The following is a 16,863-nucleotide window of genomic DNA, read 5'->3' on the forward strand; positions in this document are numbered from 1 at the left end:
CGGTGGACTGGATCAGCGGCGCCGGCGCAGCAGGTGGAGGAGGCTCTCGAACGGCTCCGGCAGGGGAGCCTCGAAGCTCAGCCGCTCGCCGCTGATCGGATGATCGAGGCCCAGGGCCACCGCATGCAGGGCCTGGCCGGGCAGCTCCAGCGGCAGCCTGCGGCAGCGGCTGTAGGTGGCATCGCCCACGATCGGATGGCCGATGTGGGCGCAGTGGACCCGGATCTGATGGGTCCTGCCGGTGTCGAGCCGGAAGCGCAACAGGGAGTGATCGCCAAGGCGCTCGATCAGGGTCCAGTGGGTGCAGGCGAAGCGGCCCTTCTCGTCGGCCACCACGGCGTATTTCTTGCGATCGGCGGGATGTCGGCCGATCGCACCGACGATCGTGCCGCTCTCCGTCGCCGGCGCCCCATGCACCACCGCCAGGTACTCCCGCGAGGCCACCCGCTTCTGGATCTGCACCTGCAGCCGCACCAGGGCCTGCTGACTCTTGGCGATCACGATGCAGCCGGTGGTGTCCTTGTCGAGGCGGTGCACGATCCCGGGGCGCATCTCACCGCCGATCCCAGGCAGATCGGGGCAGTGGTGCAGCAGGCCGTTCACCAGAGTGCCGTCACGGTTGCCCGGCGCCGGATGCACCGTGAGGCCAGCCGGCTTGTTGATCACAATCAGATGGGCGTCCTCGTAGAGCACATCAAGCGGGATCGGCTGGGGCAGCAGGTAAGGCAGCGGCTCGGGCGGCGGCATCCAGAGCTGCACCTCATCGTTGTGGCGCAGGGGGGTCTTGGCGCGGCCCGTGACGCCATTGACGCGCACGTAGCCGGCCTCGATGAATTTCTGGATGCGTGCCCGGCTCTGCTCCGGCCGCTGGGCCACCAGCCAGCGGTCGAGCCGCATCGGCAGCAGCTTCGGGTAATGGAGCGTGAGCAGCTCACCATCGCCTTCCCCGAAGCCGCTCATGCCGGATCAGGGGGCAGCTCCAGAGCGATCGGACCGAGCAACGAGCGGCGGAAATCGTCAAGCAGGCGCTGGGCCATGCGGGCCGTGTCACCGCTGGTGTGGCGGGCGGCGGCCGACTCCAGCCAGCTCCAGCCGTCGATCGGGGAGGGCACCGGCACTCCGTAGCGCCCCAGCACGCCGCTGGAGGAGATGCCGGCCGCCGGGTGGATCTGCAGGGTCTCGAGCAGGCGCAGAAAGGCCACCGCCACAGCCTCACCGTCGTAGGCGGCCTGGCCGATGTCGTCGCAGAGGGCAAGTAGCAAGGCGGAGCGCTGGTCGTCGAGCCGCGGTGGCAGCACGCCGGGGGCATCGAGCAGATCGAGCGCCTGGCCGAGACGGACCCAGCGCAGCGTGCGGGTGACCCCGGCGCGGCGGGCGCTGTCTACCACCTTCTGGCGCACGAGGCGGTTGATCAGGGCCGATTTGCCCACGTTGGGAAAGCCGAGCATCAGGGCACGCACCGGGCGCGGCCGCATGCCCCGGCCCGCCCGGCGGGCATTGAGCTTCTCCCCGGCACGGATCGCGGCCTCCTGCAGCTGCTTCACCCCGGTACCCACCTTGGCGTCGCACCACCAGGGGGTTTCACCCCGGGCACGCAGCCAGTGATCCCAGGCCTGGCGGGCCGCCTCGTTGACCATGTCGCGACGGTTGATCACCAGCAGCCGTGGCTTGGACTTCACCCAGCGCTGCAGGCGCGGGTGGCCGGTGGCCCTGGGGATCCGGGCATCGCGCACCTCGATCACCAGATCCACCTTGTCGAGCTGGCTGAACAGCTGCCGCTCCGCCTTGGCGATGTGCCCCGGGTACCACTGGATCGCGGGGGCCGACTGGCTCAGACCCTCAGCGGCGGGAGTGGCGATCCCCTCCATCAGGGCACCACCAGAACAGGGCAGGGGGCCAGCTGGATCACCCGCGACGCCGTGCTGGGCTGATCGGCCTCGACGGACAGGCCGCGGGTCCCCATCACGATCACGTCGGCATCGATCTCATCGGCCACATCACCGATCACGAAGGCAGGCCGACCTTCCCGCTCGATCACCTCACAGGCCACACCGGCCTGCTCAAAATGGCCGCGGGCCTGCTCCAGCAGCCTCGCCACAGCGGCGGCATCGTGCATCACGCCCTCTTCGGGCTCCACCACCGAGAGCACCACCAGCCGGCTGCCGTGCTGCAGGGCCAGCTTCAGGGCCACCGCCGCGGTGTCCATGGTCTGGCGGCTCTGGTCGATCGGGAAAAGAACGGTGTTGAACATGGGTTCGCCATCCAGTGGTCGCCATCACGGCGCAGGGGTCGGGCAGAAAGCCCATCCCCACTTGTCCTAGCGCCCTGCCAGGAGTGAGCCGAAGGCTGCGGGTTAATCTCTCCCATCCTCGATCTCCCCAGACCCCATGGCGAAGCGATCCCTGACCAGCCTGTCCGTAGCCGATCTGCAAGGCAAGCGCGTTCTGGTACGGGTCGACTTCAACGTACCCCTGGATGAGAGCGGTGCCATCACCGACGACACCCGCATCCGCGCGGCACTGCCCACCATCAACGACCTGGTGGGAAAGGGCGCCAAGGTGATCCTGGCCGCCCACTTCGGCCGGCCCAAGGGCGAGGTGAACGAGGCGATGCGGCTCACTCCGGTGGCCGCCCGCCTGAGCGAGCTGCTGGGCAAACCGGTGGTGAAGACCGACAGCTGCATCGGCCCCGATGCCGAAGCCAAGGTGGCGGCGATGGAGGACGGTGACGTGGTGCTCCTGGAGAACGTGCGCTTCTTCGCCGAAGAAGAGAAAAACGACGACGCCTTCGCCCGTCAGCTGGCCGCCCTGGCCGAGGTGTATGTCAACGATGCCTTCGGCGCCGCCCACCGTGCCCATGCCTCCACCGAAGGGGTGACCGAATTCCTGAGGCCCAACGTGGCCGGTCACCTGATGGAAAAGGAACTGCAGTACCTGCAGGGGGCCATCGACGAGCCCAAGCGCCCTCTGGCGGCGATCGTGGGCGGCTCCAAAGTGAGCAGCAAGATCGGCGTGCTCGAAGCCCTGATCGACAAGTGCGACAAGGTGCTGATCGGCGGCGGCATGATCTTCACCTTCTACAAGGCCCGCGGTCTGGCGGTGGGCAAGAGCCTTGTGGAAGAGGACAAGCTTGAGCTGGCCCGCGAGCTGGAGGCCAAGGCCAAGGCCAAGGGGGTTCAGCTCCTTCTGCCCAGCGATGTGGTGCTCGCCGACGCCTTTTCCCCCGACGCCAAGACCCTCACCACCTCGGTGAACGTGATCCCCGATGGCTGGATGGGCCTCGACATCGGCCCCGATTCGCTCAAGGCCTTCCAGGAGGCCCTGGCCGACTGCAAGACCGTGATCTGGAACGGCCCGATGGGCGTGTTCGAGTTCGACAAGTTCGCCGCCGGTACCAACGGTGTCGCCCATACCCTGGCCGAGCTGAGCGGCAGGGGCTGCTGCACGATCATTGGAGGCGGGGATTCGGTGGCGGCCGTGGAGAAGTTTGGTGTGGCCGAAAAGATGAGCCACATCTCCACGGGGGGGGGCGCCAGCCTGGAGCTGCTGGAAGGGAAGGTGCTTCCCGGTGTCGCCGCCCTCGACGAAGCCTGAGGTCGCTCAGTTCTGATCGGCCGGCGTCTCCCAGGCCCTGCCCTTGCCGCCTTTGCCGCGGCGGCCTTCACGCATCGGCAAGCCCAGCCGCTGATGCAGGGCACGGGCCTCGTTCCGGGTCCGCCCCATCAGCTCCCGCCTGGCTTGCCGTTCGCTGCGGCGGCAAGCGCTGAGCGCTGCGAGGTCCTTGGCCTCATTCAGGCAGCGCTCTCCCTTCTGCAGGATGGCGATCTGCTCGGCATGGGCCCGTAGCGAAAGGCTGCGCTGCCCTTTGTACAGCTCGGCTTCCTGGCTGGGTGTGAGCTTGACCCGTGCTGGCGCAGGCCGGGTGCTGGGAGAGGTTCCGGTCTGAGCATGGCCGGAGCCCACCTGCAGCAGCATCGCCAGAGTGACGGCGGCCGGGGGTAGCAGAAGCAACTGGACGTTTCGAAGCAGCGACATGACGGAGCTGATTTCAGACACTTTCATGCTCGCGTAGTCCGTATCACCAGATGCCAACCGAAACCGTGGGACCGATGACCAGATCTTTCCCGGACGGCCCCGATCGACCAGGCAACCCTGACCGCCCCGCGGTGGCCTTCCTGGGTCTCGGGGCCCTGGGGGCTCCGATGGCGGGGCGGCTGCTGGCGGCGGGCTTCCCCCTCACCATCCACAACCGCACCCGTGGAGCGGAAGAGCCCCTGGCTGCGTCAGGTGCCATCAGGGCGGCCACTCCGGCGGAGGCGGCGGCCTCCTCCGAGCTGATTGCGCTCTGCCTCAGCGATGACCTCGCCGTGGAGGACGTGCTGTTCGCCCAGGGCGGTGTGGCGGAGAGCGTGTCCCCAGGGGCTCTCGTGATCGATTTCTCCACCATCTCCGCAGCCACCAGCAGCCGTCTGGCCGGCCGCCTGCGGGAGCTGGGGGTGGGCTACCTCGATGCCCCGGTCACGGGCGGCACCGAGGGGGCCCGCGCCGGCACACTCTCCGTGCTGTGTGGTGGAGCCAGCGACCACCTGGATCGGGCCCGGCCTCTCCTGGAGGTGGTGGGCGCCCGGATCAGCCACTTCGGCCCTGTGGGCTCAGGCCAGCAGGTGAAGGCCGTCAACCAGATCCTGGTGGCCGGGAGTTACGCCGCCCTGGCGGAAGGCCTGGCGCTGGCCAGGGCGCAGGGACTGCCACTGCAGGAGGTCTGTGCCGCCCTCGAAGGCGGAGCCGCCGGTTCCTGGGCCCTGCAGAACCGTGCCAGCCAGATGATCGAGAATACCTACCCGCTGGGCTTTCGTCTGGCCCTGCACCGCAAGGATCTGGGGATCGCTCTGGAGACGGCCGCATCCGCAGGTGTGGACCTGCCGATCAGTGCCCGCGTGGCCGGGATCGAGGATGCTCTGATCTCCGCCGGCCATGGCGACGAGGACGTCTCGGCCCTGGCCCGATGGTTCACTGAGACCAACCCCAAGGGGGTCAGGGAGTGAGCGAGGCCTTGTCGGCCACCACCCGCACACGCTTGGTGGTGCTCACGATGCCCTTGGGATGAACCAGCAGCACGGCCCAGGTCTGGCTGCCGGGTTTGAGGGGCGCCTGCACCGTCTTGAACAGACCCCCACCGCCGAGGGCTGCCAGTTCGAGATCGGGGGTTTCCAGGGCACTGATCTGCTCCGGGGTGATCGCGGTGATGCCGCCGGCGGCCACGGCGCCATCGAGCGGCTCATCGAAGACCACGTCCACGTCGTAGCGCTGACCTGTGAGCACCGCATCGGGAATCAGCACGCTCACAGGCAGGCTCGCCTCACCGCTGCGCATGGTGGTGGTTTCGCGAATCAATTCCTGGCCATTCAGCAGGGAACCATTGGCGCTGAGGGCCAGCAGCTGCTCCGCCTGAAGGCTGTAGCGGAAGGGACCCTCCATGCGGCTGCCGCTCACCGCGATCGCCACGGTGGGGCGACCATCGCGCAGGGGAGCGGCGCTGGTCACGGTCCAGCGGGCATCGGGGAAGCGGTCGCGCAGGATCTTGTAACGGGCCTCCAGCAGGGCGGGATCCAGACCAGGGCCAGCCTCAACAAGTGCGATCAGCCCCGAGGGACTGCCGTTGTTGAGCGCCTGCTCGAGGTTCTGGAGAAGGGCTGGACCCGGGGGCGCGGCCATGGCCTCAGGACGCGTGAAGACCATCGAGGCCGACAACAGCGCGAGCAGGAACGGGCGGAGGTGCGGCATCCGGGTGGGCCATGGCGGCCCTTTTAAGTTAGGCGCGCCCCGGTAGCGCGCCGAGCGCGTCAGTGAAGCTCCATGTCCAGGCTCCTGATCGCGGCCAGCGGAACCGGCGGGCATCTGTTTCCCGCCCTGGCCGTGGCCGAGGCCTTGCCCGATGGGTGGCAGGTGCAGTGGCTGGGGGTCCCCAACCGTCTCGAGCGGGAGCTCGTGCCCAGCCGCTACCCGTTGCACACCATCCGCGCCGGAGGGTTGCAGGGCAAGGGGTTGCGCAAGCTCTGGCAACTGCTGCGCCTGATCGCCTCCAGCGTGGCGGTGCGCCGGCTGATCCGGCGGGAGGGCATCGGCTTGGTGTTCAGCACCGGTGGCTATATCGCCGCCCCGGCGATCCTGGCCGCCCGTTGGTGCGGGGTGCCTGTGGTTCTGCATGAATCCAACGCGATCCCCGGCCGGGTCACCCGCCTGCTCGGTCGGCACTGCAGCCGGGTGGCCGTGGGGCTGCGCGAAGCGGCGGAGCGCCTGCCGCACTGCCGTCCACTGGTCACGGGAACCCCGGTGCGTGCGGCCTTCCTGCAGCCGGCTCCCCTGCCCAGCTGGGTGCCCGACGGGCCCGGACCGCTGGTGCTGGTGATGGGCGGCAGCCAGGGTGCCCTCGGCCTGAACCGCATGGTGCGGCCGCTGGTGCCGAAGCTGGTGGCCGTCGGCTGCCGTGTGGTGCACCTCACAGGCAGCAGCGATCCCGATGCCGGCAGCCTGCAGATCCGCGGGGCGATCGAGCGGCCCTTCAGCGACGAACTGCCAGGCCTGCTGCAGCACGCCCAGCTGGCCATCAGCCGAGCGGGGGCTGGGAGCCTCAGCGAACTGGCCGTCTGCGGCACCCCCACAATTCTGGTGCCGTTTCCCCAGGCCGCCGACCACCACCAGGACGCCAACGCCGAGGCCGCCGCCGCGGCCGGAGCCGCTGTGATCGTTTGGCAGCACCAGCCGGAGCATCCGGCCCTGGAGCAGGCGGTGTGGCGGTTGCTCGGGCCGCGTCTGCGGGGCACCTGCGGCTCCCTTGACCCCCTCAACACCCTGCGGGCGGGCATGGAGCGCCTGGCGGTGCGCGAAGCCGATCAGCGGCTGGCAGGCTTGCTGGGCGAGCTGGCGGTCGACTGAGCCGGATCCAGGGCGTCATGCCACGGCGCCCACTCCTGCTGCAGGGCCCGCAGCAGCCGTCGGTTGCCACGCCGGTCCTGCAGGGCGATCCGCAGCCAGCACTCCCCCAGGCCGGCAAAGGAGCGGCAATCCCTCAGCAGCACCCGCTGATGGCACTCCAGCCGCTCCCGCAGCTCCACCAGGGAGGCGTCCCCTCGCACCAGCAGAAAGTTGGCAGCTGAAGGCAGCGGCGTGAGCCCCGGCAACCGCTGCAGACCCTGCTCTAGCCAGGGGCGCTCCGCTGCCACCCAGCGCTGCACACGTTCCTGCCAGCGCCGATCGCCCACCACGGCCTCCCCCACGGCCGCCGCCAGGCCATTCACCGGCCAGGGGTCACGCCAGGAGGCCCAGCGCCTCAGCCGGGCGGGATCCGCCAGGGCATAACCCAGGCGAAGGCCGGCGATCGCCAGCAGCTTGGTGAGGCTGCGGATCACCACCAGCCGGGGGTGGTCCGGGAGCAGCGGCACCAGCGACTGGCACTCCCCGCCGGGCACCAGGGGCAGGAAGGCCTCATCGACGATCACCAGCGCAAAGCGCTGCAGCAGCGGCTCCAGGGAGGCGCGACTCCAGAGCTGCCCGGTGGGGTTGTGGGGGTTGGTGATCCACACCGCCTGGACGTCACCATCGGGAACTGTCGGCAGGGGCTGGGGCCAGGCCAGCCGCCCCGGCAGAGGCAGCTCAAGCGGCCAGGGACTCCACGCCCCGCCCCAGCAGGCCAGGGCCCGGGGGTAGTCAGCGAAGCCGGGGGTGGGCAGCAGGCTGCGTCCCATCGCCGTCGCGTCGCGGGCCAGCCAGGTGAACAGCTCCGCAGCCCCGTTTCCAGGCAGCACGGCGGCCGGATCGAGCCCGTGGTGTGCGGCGATGGCCTGGCGCAGCCGCAGGGAGTCGCGGTCGGGGTAGTCCCTCAGGGGCGACGGCCTCCCGGCTGGCGTGAGCAGCAGGGCCGCCAGCACTCCCCGCACCTTGGCGGGGGGGCCGAAGGGAACCAGGGAGGCGCTGGCATCGAGCAGATCGGAGGGACGGCAGCCCAGACGCCGGGCAACGGCCTCCAGATTGCCGCCGTGACGCTCCGCGGTGCCTATCCCCGCTGGCCCTCCGCCCATGCCTGCCTGACAGCCCATGCCCCCAGCCTGGACCAGTCAGGATCTCCCCACGCAACGGCGGCCACCGATCAGCAGCCCGGCATTGAGGAGGTTGCCATAATCCGGTTCGTCAGGTTGCCGGAGCTGGGGCCATGGACCTGGGTATGGTCAGGGGCATCGCCAACGGGGTGACGCTGGGCCTCTCAGTTGCAGCAACCCTGATGGGCGCAGTGGTTCAGGCCGCCCCCTACTGCCTGGCCGAGCAGCGGTTCTTCACCCAGGGACCGCAACCTCCAGACGCCTCGGTGGAGCGGGTGAACGGACGCAACATCCAATCCTGCTCCAGTGGCCAGCCCTGCCTCAACCAGTTGTTCGCCGGGATGGTGGGCCTGGAGCCCTTGCCGGCGGCCTACGAATGGAAGAAAATCGGCCCTCGCTGGTGCATCGCACCCCGCGGCGTCAAGGCAGCTCCAGCGGCCGCCCTCTGATTCCACCAGTTCACCCTCCATCACCCATCTCCGGCATGGCGCCCTCGCTGCGAACCCATCGCCCTCTTCTGAGGGGAGCCCTGCTGCTCGCCACCAGCACCCAGTTGGTGAGTGGAGCGGTGCAAGCCGCCGACGCCAACGACGTGATGCGGCTGCTCGACCAGCGGGCCTGCTCGAGCTGCCGCCTTCAGGATGCAGATCTCGTCCATGCCGACCTGCGTGACGCCGACCTGAGCAAGGCTCAGTTGCAGCGGGCCAACCTCAGCCGCGCCCAGCTCGATGGCGCCAATCTCCAGGGAGCCGACCTCACCTTCACCTCGCTGCTGGGGGCCTCCCTGCGCGGCGCCGACCTGCGCGGCGCCCTGCTGGAGGGCACGGATCTGCGTGAATCCGACCTCAGTGGCGCGCTGCTTGACGTGGACGGGCTGGCTCGCAGCCACTGGAAACAGGCTGTTGGCGTGAATCCAAGCGCCAGCAGCTACGCCGATCTGCACAATTCCGGCGTGGAGGCAGCCCTGCAGGGCCGAGCCAGCGAAGCGGAAACCTATTTCAACCAGGCCATTCTCAAGCAGCCCGACGCGGCCCTGAGCTGGCTGGCCCGGGGGATCAGCCGGGCGGAGCAGGCCAAGCGCGACCTGGCCGCCGCCGACTTCACCTACGCCGCCAGTCTGTTCGAGCAACAGGGCAACACCAAGGTGGCCCAGCAGGTGCGCCAGGGGGCTGAAGACCTCAAGAAGAATCCCCAGGGCAACAGTGCCGGCAATGGCTGGGGCGGCCAGTTCCTGCAGAGCGCCACGGCGATCTTCCAGCAACTGGCACCGCTGGCGGTCAAATACTTCGCCCCCCTGGCCTTCTGATCCTCAGGCGGGCGACGAGGGGTCAGGGGCTGTAGATCAAGCGGCGGGCATCCCGGGTAGATGGTGTGTAGCCATAGCCATAGGTGCCACCCTGCTGATCATCGATGATGCGCGGGGTCACCAGAATCACCAGTTCATTTTTGTTGCGCGAACCGTTTGTTCTGCGGAAGAACTGACCCAGCAGAGGCAGATCACCCAGAATGGGCCACTTGGAGACCACCTGGAAATCATCGTCAGAGATCACCCCGGTGAGAATCAGGGTCTGGCCGTCGCGTACGCGCACGCTGCCGGTGTCGAGGCGGCGCAGGCGCAGGATGTCGATGAAGCCACAGCCCGGCACCGGCTGGCGGCCCACCACTCCCGAGATGGCCGGGGAGAGGGTGAAGGTCACGAACCCATTGTCGTCGATCTTCGAGACCCGGGCACCGAAGGTGAGCCCCGCCGTGCTGAAGGTGGGCTCGCAACTGGTGCCCACGTTGGCCGTGTTGGTGACGTCGTAGGCCGAGACCACCTGGCGGCCCACGGTCACAAAGGATTCATTGGCCCGGGTGCGGCCGATGGTGGCCGGGCTGAGGCCGGAGGTGTCACCGGCCTGTCCTCCCAAGCCTCCCCCTCCGACATTGGCGCCGCCCTCAATGACTTCGGGATTCTCGCTGAGGATCAGGGTGGGGCTGGCCAGTACCTTGGCGTTCTCCGAGACGATCTGAGCCTGCAGAAAGCTGAAGAACTCGTTGTCGGGATAGTTCAGGCCGGGGTTGCGACGCCTGGATCCGGAGTAGTTCTGGAAGGAGTCGGAGGAAGACTGCGAAATGGTGTCGGAGCCTGAACGGGAGTTGTTCGAACCTGTTCTGCCCGAGTTGGAGCTGGAGCTGGAGCCGGAATTGGAGAATCCTCCACGACTGCGGGCGATGTTCACACCGCTGTTGACCTGTGACGAGACGATCTGGGAAATCCTGGACGTGAGGTCATTGGTGATGGCTCGCGTGGTGCGCCCTGTCGGGACGATGCGATATTCCGTGTCCGTGACAGTGATGAAGCGGTCACCGGGGTCCTCAGCACCTTCGTTGAAATTGGGATTGGGGATGAAGCGCTCAACATCAAAGGGCTGAATCTCCGTACCGGTTTCGCGGAACAACTGACGATTCACGTCGCTGATCTGGTTCTGATTCAGCGACCGGCCGTTGTTCAGCGACAAGGTGAGATCCTCACTGAATGAGGAGTCGGTTCCAGATCCAGACGTACTGCCAGACTGGCTGCTTGAGCTGGAGCCCGACGTCGAATCACTGCCGGAGTTTGTCAGGGAATTACTTGAAGAGCTCGAGGATGAGCCAAAGAACTCACGGGTGTTGACGTCGCTGAAATCCTCGGCGTTGGCCGGAAGGTTACGCCCGAAGGCCGCCAGCAGCCGGCCGCCATCATTGACGATGAAGTTGTTGCCAAAGCGGAAGGCGAAGCTGTTGTCGATCTCGGTGTCATTCGTGAGGGTCACATCGAGGATTTTCACTGACAGGGCCACCTGACGCTGACGCAGATCCAGCTGCTTGAGGTATTGCTCGCCGATCGCCACCAGCGAAGGCTCACCCACGATCGTGATCGTGCCCAGGCGTGGATCGGTGGTGGCCCGCAGCCCCACCAGTGGACCGGAGGAGGCCCCGAAGGCTTCCACGGTCTGCTGGGTGGAGGTGGTGCTCTGGGAGGTGGCACTCAGCCCGGTTCCGGCAGGTTGAGCCCCCAGCGGCACGCCCTGGGACACAGCCGTGGTGATCGTGTTGGTCTTGGTGACCTGAGCGCCGAGGTTGGCCAGATAATCCGCCGCCGAATTGGCCCCCACCTGATTGAGGCGGTACACCTTCGACATCTGAGGGCCGATGGTCTTGCCCAGCACGTCGGATCCCACCAGGATCGTGTTGCCTTCCTTGCGGGCCTGCAGCCCGGAGGAGAGCAGAACGAAGTTGAAGGCCCGCTCGTAGGGCTCGCTTTGGAACGCCACCGTCACCGGGGCGGGAGGGGCCGGCATCGTTGCCCCCTGACCATTGATCCCCCCCCGCCATCGAGGGATCGGAGAAAGCAAAGCCATACCCCCCAATCTGCGCCAGCACCATCAATACATCGCGCGGGTTGGCACTGCGGGTGGTGAGCGTCACCGGCGGGCCGTAGAGGCTGAGGTAGCCCCGGTTGCGGATCGTCATCGTGCCCACGGCGATGTCCCCCGACGGGGGCGCCACCGCCCGGGGCCGCAGGGGCGGCACATAGGGCGCTGTCGGCACGCGCGCAGGTGCCCGCAGATTCACCTGGGCCGTCTGGATCACGGGCAGCTGCGGGGCGTTGAAGCGCACGGTGAGGTCGCGGCCGTCGCTGCTCACCACCGGCGTGCCCAGGTTGCGCTCCGGCATCGGCGTGACCTTCAGCTGAAATTCAGTGCCGGTGCCATCGAAGGTGATCGAATCGACGCCCGCATCGGTCATCGAGAACGACTGGGGGCCGGCCTTGAGCCCACGGATCTGCCCGGTGCGCAGCTCACCGACCCACACCTGGCCCTGCATCTGCTGACGCAGATCGCTGCCGGTGCCGGCACCCTGAATCACCAGTTCCAGAGCATCCGGCAGGCGGCGAAGCTTGAGCTGCAGACCGTCCTGTCGGATGGCCGCCTGGGCCTTCGCAAGCTGCGGTGATACCGCCAGGGGAAGCGTGGTGAGCAGGGCGGTGGCGGCACCCAGCCACAACCCTGTACGCAATCCGACGCCTGCAGAATTCATCCACGCACCTATTTCGCCGGAATGGTATAAGCAGCCGGAAAAAATGACCAGCATCCCCCTGGACAACAACTCCACCGTGGAGGATTACTGGGGCGGCGGCGGAGGCTCAGGTGGTGCTGGGGTTGGCGTGGGAGCCGCCGCCGCCGCCGTGGCCCGGCCGGAGGCAGGCGTGAGACCAGGGCCCTTGCTGTAAAGGGCAAGGTTCAGCTTCAAGACCACCAGCGGAATCCTCTGGCCCTGAGATGCCGTGCTGTTGGCGGCCTGCTGCTGGGCCTGAGCACGGATCGCCTCGAGGTCAAGGTTGAGATCGCTCTGAGCCACCAGAAGGCTAAGTCGCTCCAGCCGGCGCATGAACACCAGCAGATTCGGGTAGCGGCCCCGGGCACTCAGCAGCAGGATGGTCCTGCGCAGGCCATCGGCTTCGAGTGGATCCGACGGCGGGGTCTTCTTCGTCTCGTCGCCGGCCGCAGGCGCCGGAGAAGCAGAAGAGTTGCCGCCCTGGGCAGGGGCTGTGGCCACGGGGTCAGGCAGTGGTTCGAACACGTCGAGCTGCACCCCTGTGGCGGTGGCCTCACGGTTGAGCTGGGCGAGAAAGGTGCTGATCTGCCCACTGCCGGCAATCAGCCTGAGCAGGCTCGCCCTCTGGCCGTTCACCGTCTTGAGCTGATCGAGCTGACGCAATCGCTGGCCTCGCAGCAGGGGCAGCCGCTCGTTCATGCCCCGAAGCTCATCGAGCTGGAGCTGATCCCGGCGCAGCTGATCCCAGGGCTGGAAGACCCCCAACAGGGCCACCAGGGAGGCCACCATCACGCCGGCCGCCACGGGCAATCCGATCAGCAGACCGTTGCGCAGCAGTTGGGATCGGGGCTGAGCACCCTGCTGAAGGTTGGTCATCGCAGCAGACCCTCCTCCTCCAGCAGCTCGAGGCGGCGGGCCATGCCACCTGCACCCAGATCCTGCAACTGCTTCAGCTGGACCGAGCTGGACGGGGGGGGGCGGAAGGCAGCACTGAGATCAAAGTCCACCAGCCCGCTCTCCGGCCCCTTGCTGGACTGATTGGGAACGGTGTCGTTGCGGATCGCACGGCTGAGCGTCACGCTGGCCGGATCGATCAGCGGGGACGACTTCAGGCTCAGCATGAGGGCGTTGATCCGCTCGAACGCTGCTGGATCACCGGTGCGGCCCTTGATCTGCAGATCATCCTTGCCGACCTGCACCGAGGAGAGCTGCAACTCTGCCGGCGTACGGCCAGCCAGATCGGTCAAGAAGGCAGAGCCCGAACGCACGGTCACCAGGCCGCGCACCAGCTGATCATTGCCCTTGGTCTTGCGGTCCAGGTTGATCTTGTCAGCAGCGAGTTCGGCCTCGATGGACTCCACCTGGCCCCGCACCGGTGCCAGCCGGGTGAGTTCCTGCTTCAGCAGCATCCCCTGCAGCTTGAGCAGCAACGAAGCCCCCACAGTGACCAGCGCAATGGAGCCACCGATGAGCGATCCGATCAGGAGCAGTCGTCTGGCCGGGGGCGGCTGGGGTGGTTCGGCCGGCAGACCCAGCTCGAGCCGGCGTTCCCGCAGCAGATCCAGGCCAGGCAGCACTTGACTCATCGGGCCGGCTCCGCCTGCATCAGGCCATGGAGGGAGCTCAGGGCCCAGCCGGGCGGCAGCTCTCCATCGCCATCCTGCTGGGGCAAGGCCATCCAGCCCATGACCACCGGATCAAGGATCTGAACAGACCACTCACCGCTGCGGCGCAGGTTCTCGGCCAGCAGGGGCAGGTCGGGGTTTGAGCCCCCCAGCCAGAGACGAACTCCTGTGACAGCGGCATCCCGCGAGCGCCAGTAGGTGATGCAACGTTCGAGCTGGGGAATGAGATCGGCCATGGCCCCCGTCAACGCACGGCCATACTCCGGCACACCATGGCGCAGCAGGGTGAGCCGCGCACCCCGGTCTTCAGGCACCATCAGCACCTCCAACTGCCCAGGCTCAGCCCCTTCCAGCAGAGGCGCCAGCGCCCGCAGCTCGCACACCTGGGCGGCTTCCAGCCGCACCAGCTGAACGCCGGCGATGTCGAAGACCTCGATCCAACGGAGCACCCGCTGGCGCGGGGATATCACCAGCAGGTTGGAGCAACCTGGTTCCAGATCGCTGGAGCCCTCAAGAGGCAGGAGGCTGAGGTAGGCCTGAGAGAGGTCGTAGGGCAGGCCCAACGCAGGATCGATCTGGCGCAGGGCCTCGTCCGGCGCCTCGGGCCAGTCGTCGAAGGGCCACTGCACCACCCTCCAGACACAGGCCGCCGCAGGCAGCACCACCGCGACATCGGCCTCCACCAGGCCCAGTTCCACCAGCAGATCACCGATCAGGTCGCCCAGGGCCATCACCTCCTGCGGATCCCCTTCGGAGCAGGCCCCGCGGGGCAGGGGAACCCGCTGCAACAGGTCCACCTGCGCAGGCTGGCCCGTCCCCTTGGTGGTCAGCACCGTGACCGCGTCATCCGTGAGGGCAAGCCAGACCAGGCGCGGAAACAGCCGCTTTGCAAGGGGCTTGAGTTGTTCCTGCACGCCGGCCAGGACCAAGGTGCGCTTTCCTTAATCCGCCAGAAGCGTATCGGTCAGCGGCCGTTTGCGCACCTCCTTGCACAACCCTGCTCCGCAAGGGTCCTGGTCCTTTCAGCGCCAGGGCAGGCCGCTGCCCACGGCCTCACTGAGATGGCTGCAGCCATGCCGATCCAGCTGGTCGGCAAGGCCCTCGAGAATCGCCGGGACCAGCCCGGGGCCCTGATAGATCCAGCCGGTGTAGAGCTGGATCAGGGAGGCTCCTGCCGTGATCCTCTCCCAGGCGGCCTCGGGGGAATCGATCCCGCCCACCCCGATCAGCGGCAGGGCAGGACCTGCCGTGGCCCTCAGCCGCCGGATCACTTCCAGAGCACGGCCGCGCAGGGGGGCTCCGCTGAGGCCGCCGGCCTCCTCAGCCAGGGTGCGCCCCGTCTGGGGAAGGCGGCGGTGCTCCAGCCCCAGGCGGTTGACGCTGGTGTTCACCGCAATCACACCGGCCAGCCCCTCCTCATAGGCCAGGCGCGCAATCGTGTCGATGGCGTCATCCTCCAGGTCAGGGGCGATCTTGACCAGCAATGGCGGGCAGGCCGAGAGGCGCCGCAGACGCTCCACCAGTCGCCGCAGCTGCACGGCATCCTGCAGATCCCGCAGGCCCGGGGTGTTGGGCGAACTCACGTTGATCACCACATAGTCGGCCAGGGGCGAGAGCAGCTCCAGGGAGGAGGCGTAGTCGTCGGCGGCGAGTTCGAGGGAGGTGATCTTCGACTTGCCCAGATTGAGCCCCAGCACCGCCGGCCGCTGGCCCGGCAACGGCATGTGCTGGCGCAGGAGGTTGCGCTTCACCCCCTGGGCGCCGTCGTTGTTGAAGCCCATCCTGTTGAGGGCGGCCCTCTCCTGAGCCAGGCGAAACAGACGGGGCCGGGGGTTGCCTGGCTGGGCGTGCCAGGTGATGGTGCCGAGTTCGGCGAAGCCGAAGCCGAACAGGTGCCAGATCGCCGCCGCCACCGCGTTCTTGTCGAAGCCGGCGGCCAGCCCCACCGGATTGGCGAAGCGGCAGCCGAACAGGGTCTGCTCGAAGCGATGGTCACGCCGCTGGAGTTCGGCGCCGAGGCCCGCCAGGCTGCCGGCCACCACAGGCCAGTTGCGGCGCAGGGAGGCCTGGGCCAGGGCCGCGAGGGTGAGCGCACTGAGCTGCTCAGCGTCGGCCCCTTCATCGCGGGCCAGCAGCGGACCCACCCATCGGCTGTAGAGGGCGCCGGTGCTGGTCCCCGCAGTGGCGGTGGCGTCTCGCTCGGATCGCTCCAGGATCATGGGGCCTCCTGCAGGGCGGGCTTGGTGCGCTCAAGTCGCCAGCGGCCCTCACCCGTGGGGAACACCCGCCAGTCGCGCCAGATCCATGGCCCCTGCCGCTGCTGCAGCCGGGCCAGCGGCTGCTCCACCAGACGGGCCAGCTCAGCGGCCGTGAGGGCATAGCCTCCGCTGGCGAGGCGGTCGGCCACTTCAAGGCGGGTGAGCAGAGCACCGAGGTCGGCGGGAGCCGGTTGCTCGAGCTGATCCTGCCCTGAAGGGGCGGGCTCAGGATCACGCCTGGTGCCACCGGATCCAGGTCCCTGGGCCAGATCGGGGACACCCCCCCGGGAGAAGGCCACGGCAATCGCATCGCAGCGGTCGTTGTCGGGATCACCGCTGTGGCCCTTCACATGGGCCAGGGTCAGCCCTGGCAAGCGGGCCCGGTCCAGCTCCTCCCAGAGGTCACGGTTGAGCACCGGTCCACCGGAGGCGGTGCGCCAGCCCTTGCGCTTCCAGCCCGGCATCCACTTGGTCAGACCGTCGATCAGATAGCGGCTGTCGGTGCGCAGGCGCAGGTCTGGGTGAAGAGGCCACTGGCGCAACTCCTCCATCAGAGCCAGGGCGGCGGTGAGCTCCATGCGGTTGTTGGTGGTGGCCGCCGCCGCACCTCCCAGCTCGCGCACGCTGCCATCTTCGAAACGCAGAAGACAGCCCCAGCCCCCCGGGCCAGGATTGCCGCTGCAGGCCCCGTCGCAGGCGGCAGCCACCACCCGTGTCTGCTCAGCAGCCACTGGGCAGACCGGCAATTGTTCGATAGACAGTGGTGCCGTAGACCTTGGTGACGATGTTGGGACGCAAAAAATCC

The 16,863-nt window shown here is 68.0% G+C and carries 17 protein-coding genes; 5 read left to right on the top strand and 12 right to left on the bottom strand.

Annotated elements, in window-relative coordinates:
- Positions 1–12: 12 nt before the first annotated feature.
- From KQ297_RS03460 to KQ297_RS03470, 3 genes are read right to left on the bottom strand one after another with little or no spacing between them, the layout of a single operon-like run.
- The gene (locus KQ297_RS03460) at positions 13–960 is read right to left on the bottom strand and encodes an RluA family pseudouridine synthase (RefSeq protein WP_259738181.1); all 948 of its coding nucleotides are present in this window, start codon (positions 958–960) and stop codon (positions 13–15) included.
- Positions 957–1,868 carry a ribosome biogenesis GTPase YlqF gene (gene ylqF / locus KQ297_RS03465; protein WP_259738182.1) on the bottom strand — a complete coding sequence of 304 codons (912 nt, stop codon included), beginning with the start codon at positions 1,866–1,868 and terminating at the stop codon, positions 957–959. Before ylqF ends, KQ297_RS03460 begins: the two co-directional genes overlap by 4 nt.
- A complete protein-coding gene (locus KQ297_RS03470; protein ID WP_185464249.1) occupies positions 1,868–2,251 on the bottom strand; it encodes a universal stress protein in 384 nt (127 codons plus the stop codon). The genes ylqF and KQ297_RS03470 overlap by 1 nt, the downstream gene beginning before the upstream one ends.
- A gap of 136 nt (positions 2,252–2,387) precedes the next feature.
- Here KQ297_RS03470 and KQ297_RS03475 point away from each other — a divergent pair, with 136 nt between their 5' ends.
- Positions 2,388–3,593 carry a phosphoglycerate kinase gene (locus KQ297_RS03475; protein WP_259738183.1) on the top strand — a complete coding sequence of 402 codons (1,206 nt, stop codon included), beginning with the start codon at positions 2,388–2,390 and terminating at the stop codon, positions 3,591–3,593.
- A gap of 6 nt (positions 3,594–3,599) precedes the next feature.
- On the opposite strand, the gene KQ297_RS03480 is transcribed toward KQ297_RS03475, so the two are convergent.
- Positions 3,600–4,034 carry a hypothetical protein gene (locus KQ297_RS03480; RefSeq protein ID WP_259738184.1) on the bottom strand — a complete coding sequence of 145 codons (435 nt, stop codon included), beginning with the start codon at positions 4,032–4,034 and terminating at the stop codon, positions 3,600–3,602.
- 74 nt (positions 4,035–4,108) lie between these two features.
- Here KQ297_RS03480 and KQ297_RS03485 point away from each other — a divergent pair, with 74 nt between their 5' ends.
- Positions 4,109–5,044: an NAD(P)-dependent oxidoreductase gene (locus KQ297_RS03485; protein ID WP_259738185.1), complete on the top strand. Its 936-nt coding sequence runs from the start codon at positions 4,109–4,111 to the stop codon at positions 5,042–5,044.
- Here the strand turns inward: KQ297_RS03485 and KQ297_RS03490 are convergent.
- The gene (locus tag KQ297_RS03490) at positions 5,034–5,783 is read right to left on the bottom strand and encodes a hypothetical protein (RefSeq protein ID WP_259738186.1); all 750 of its coding nucleotides are present in this window, start codon (positions 5,781–5,783) and stop codon (positions 5,034–5,036) included. The two genes, KQ297_RS03485 and KQ297_RS03490, sit on opposite strands and share 11 nt — an antisense overlap.
- Before the next feature lie 72 nt (positions 5,784–5,855).
- Here KQ297_RS03490 and KQ297_RS03495 point away from each other — a divergent pair, with 72 nt between their 5' ends.
- On the top strand, positions 5,856–6,935 hold the full coding sequence (locus tag KQ297_RS03495) for a UDP-N-acetylglucosamine--N-acetylmuramyl-(pentapeptide) pyrophosphoryl-undecaprenol N-acetylglucosamine transferase (RefSeq protein WP_259738187.1): 1,080 nt from the start codon (positions 5,856–5,858) through the stop codon (positions 6,933–6,935).
- Here KQ297_RS03495 and cobD read toward each other — a convergent pair.
- Positions 6,893–8,077 carry a threonine-phosphate decarboxylase CobD gene (gene cobD, locus KQ297_RS03500; protein WP_259738188.1) on the bottom strand — a complete coding sequence of 395 codons (1,185 nt, stop codon included), beginning with the start codon at positions 8,075–8,077 and terminating at the stop codon, positions 6,893–6,895. The genes KQ297_RS03495 and cobD overlap by 43 nt on opposite strands.
- A 131-nt stretch (positions 8,078–8,208) precedes the next feature.
- On the opposite strand from cobD, the gene KQ297_RS03505 reads away from it, so the two are divergent.
- On the top strand, positions 8,209–8,544 hold the full coding sequence (locus KQ297_RS03505; RefSeq protein ID WP_259738189.1) for a hypothetical protein: 336 nt from the start codon (positions 8,209–8,211) through the stop codon (positions 8,542–8,544).
- A 35-nt stretch (positions 8,545–8,579) separates the two neighbouring features.
- On the top strand, positions 8,580–9,401 hold the full coding sequence (locus KQ297_RS03510; protein WP_259738190.1) for a pentapeptide repeat-containing protein: 822 nt from the start codon (positions 8,580–8,582) through the stop codon (positions 9,399–9,401).
- A gap of 22 nt (positions 9,402–9,423) precedes the next feature.
- On the opposite strand, the gene KQ297_RS03515 is transcribed toward KQ297_RS03510, so the two are convergent.
- The 6 genes from KQ297_RS03515 to KQ297_RS03540 all read right to left on the bottom strand — a co-directional run bounded on the left by KQ297_RS03515 (position 9,424) and on the right by KQ297_RS03540 (position 16,789).
- A complete protein-coding gene (locus KQ297_RS03515) occupies positions 9,424–11,418 on the bottom strand; it encodes a secretin N-terminal domain-containing protein (protein ID WP_259738191.1) in 1,995 nt (664 codons plus the stop codon).
- A gap of 823 nt (positions 11,419–12,241) precedes the next feature.
- Positions 12,242–13,051 (bottom strand): hypothetical protein, encoded by an 810-nt coding sequence (locus KQ297_RS03520; protein ID WP_259738192.1) that lies wholly within the window; start codon positions 13,049–13,051, stop codon positions 12,242–12,244.
- Positions 13,048–13,761: a PilN domain-containing protein gene (locus tag KQ297_RS03525; protein WP_259738193.1), complete on the bottom strand. Its 714-nt coding sequence runs from the start codon at positions 13,759–13,761 to the stop codon at positions 13,048–13,050. The genes KQ297_RS03520 and KQ297_RS03525 overlap by 4 nt, the downstream gene beginning before the upstream one ends.
- On the bottom strand, positions 13,758–14,729 hold the full coding sequence (gene pilM, locus KQ297_RS03530; protein ID WP_259738194.1) for a type IV pilus biogenesis protein PilM: 972 nt from the start codon (positions 14,727–14,729) through the stop codon (positions 13,758–13,760). Before pilM ends, KQ297_RS03525 begins: the two co-directional genes overlap by 4 nt.
- Positions 14,730–14,822: 93 nt before the next feature.
- A complete protein-coding gene (locus KQ297_RS03535; protein WP_259738195.1) occupies positions 14,823–16,019 on the bottom strand; it encodes a quinone-dependent dihydroorotate dehydrogenase in 1,197 nt (398 codons plus the stop codon).
- Positions 16,016–16,789 carry a ribonuclease H gene (locus tag KQ297_RS03540; RefSeq protein ID WP_259738196.1) on the bottom strand — a complete coding sequence of 258 codons (774 nt, stop codon included), beginning with the start codon at positions 16,787–16,789 and terminating at the stop codon, positions 16,016–16,018. The genes KQ297_RS03535 and KQ297_RS03540 overlap by 4 nt, the downstream gene beginning before the upstream one ends.
- Between the last annotated feature and the right edge of the window lie 74 nt (positions 16,790–16,863).

Source organism: Synechococcus sp. CS-205 (assembly GCF_025128255.1).
Taxonomy (GTDB): Bacteria; Cyanobacteriota; Cyanobacteriia; order PCC-6307; family Cyanobiaceae; genus Regnicoccus_A.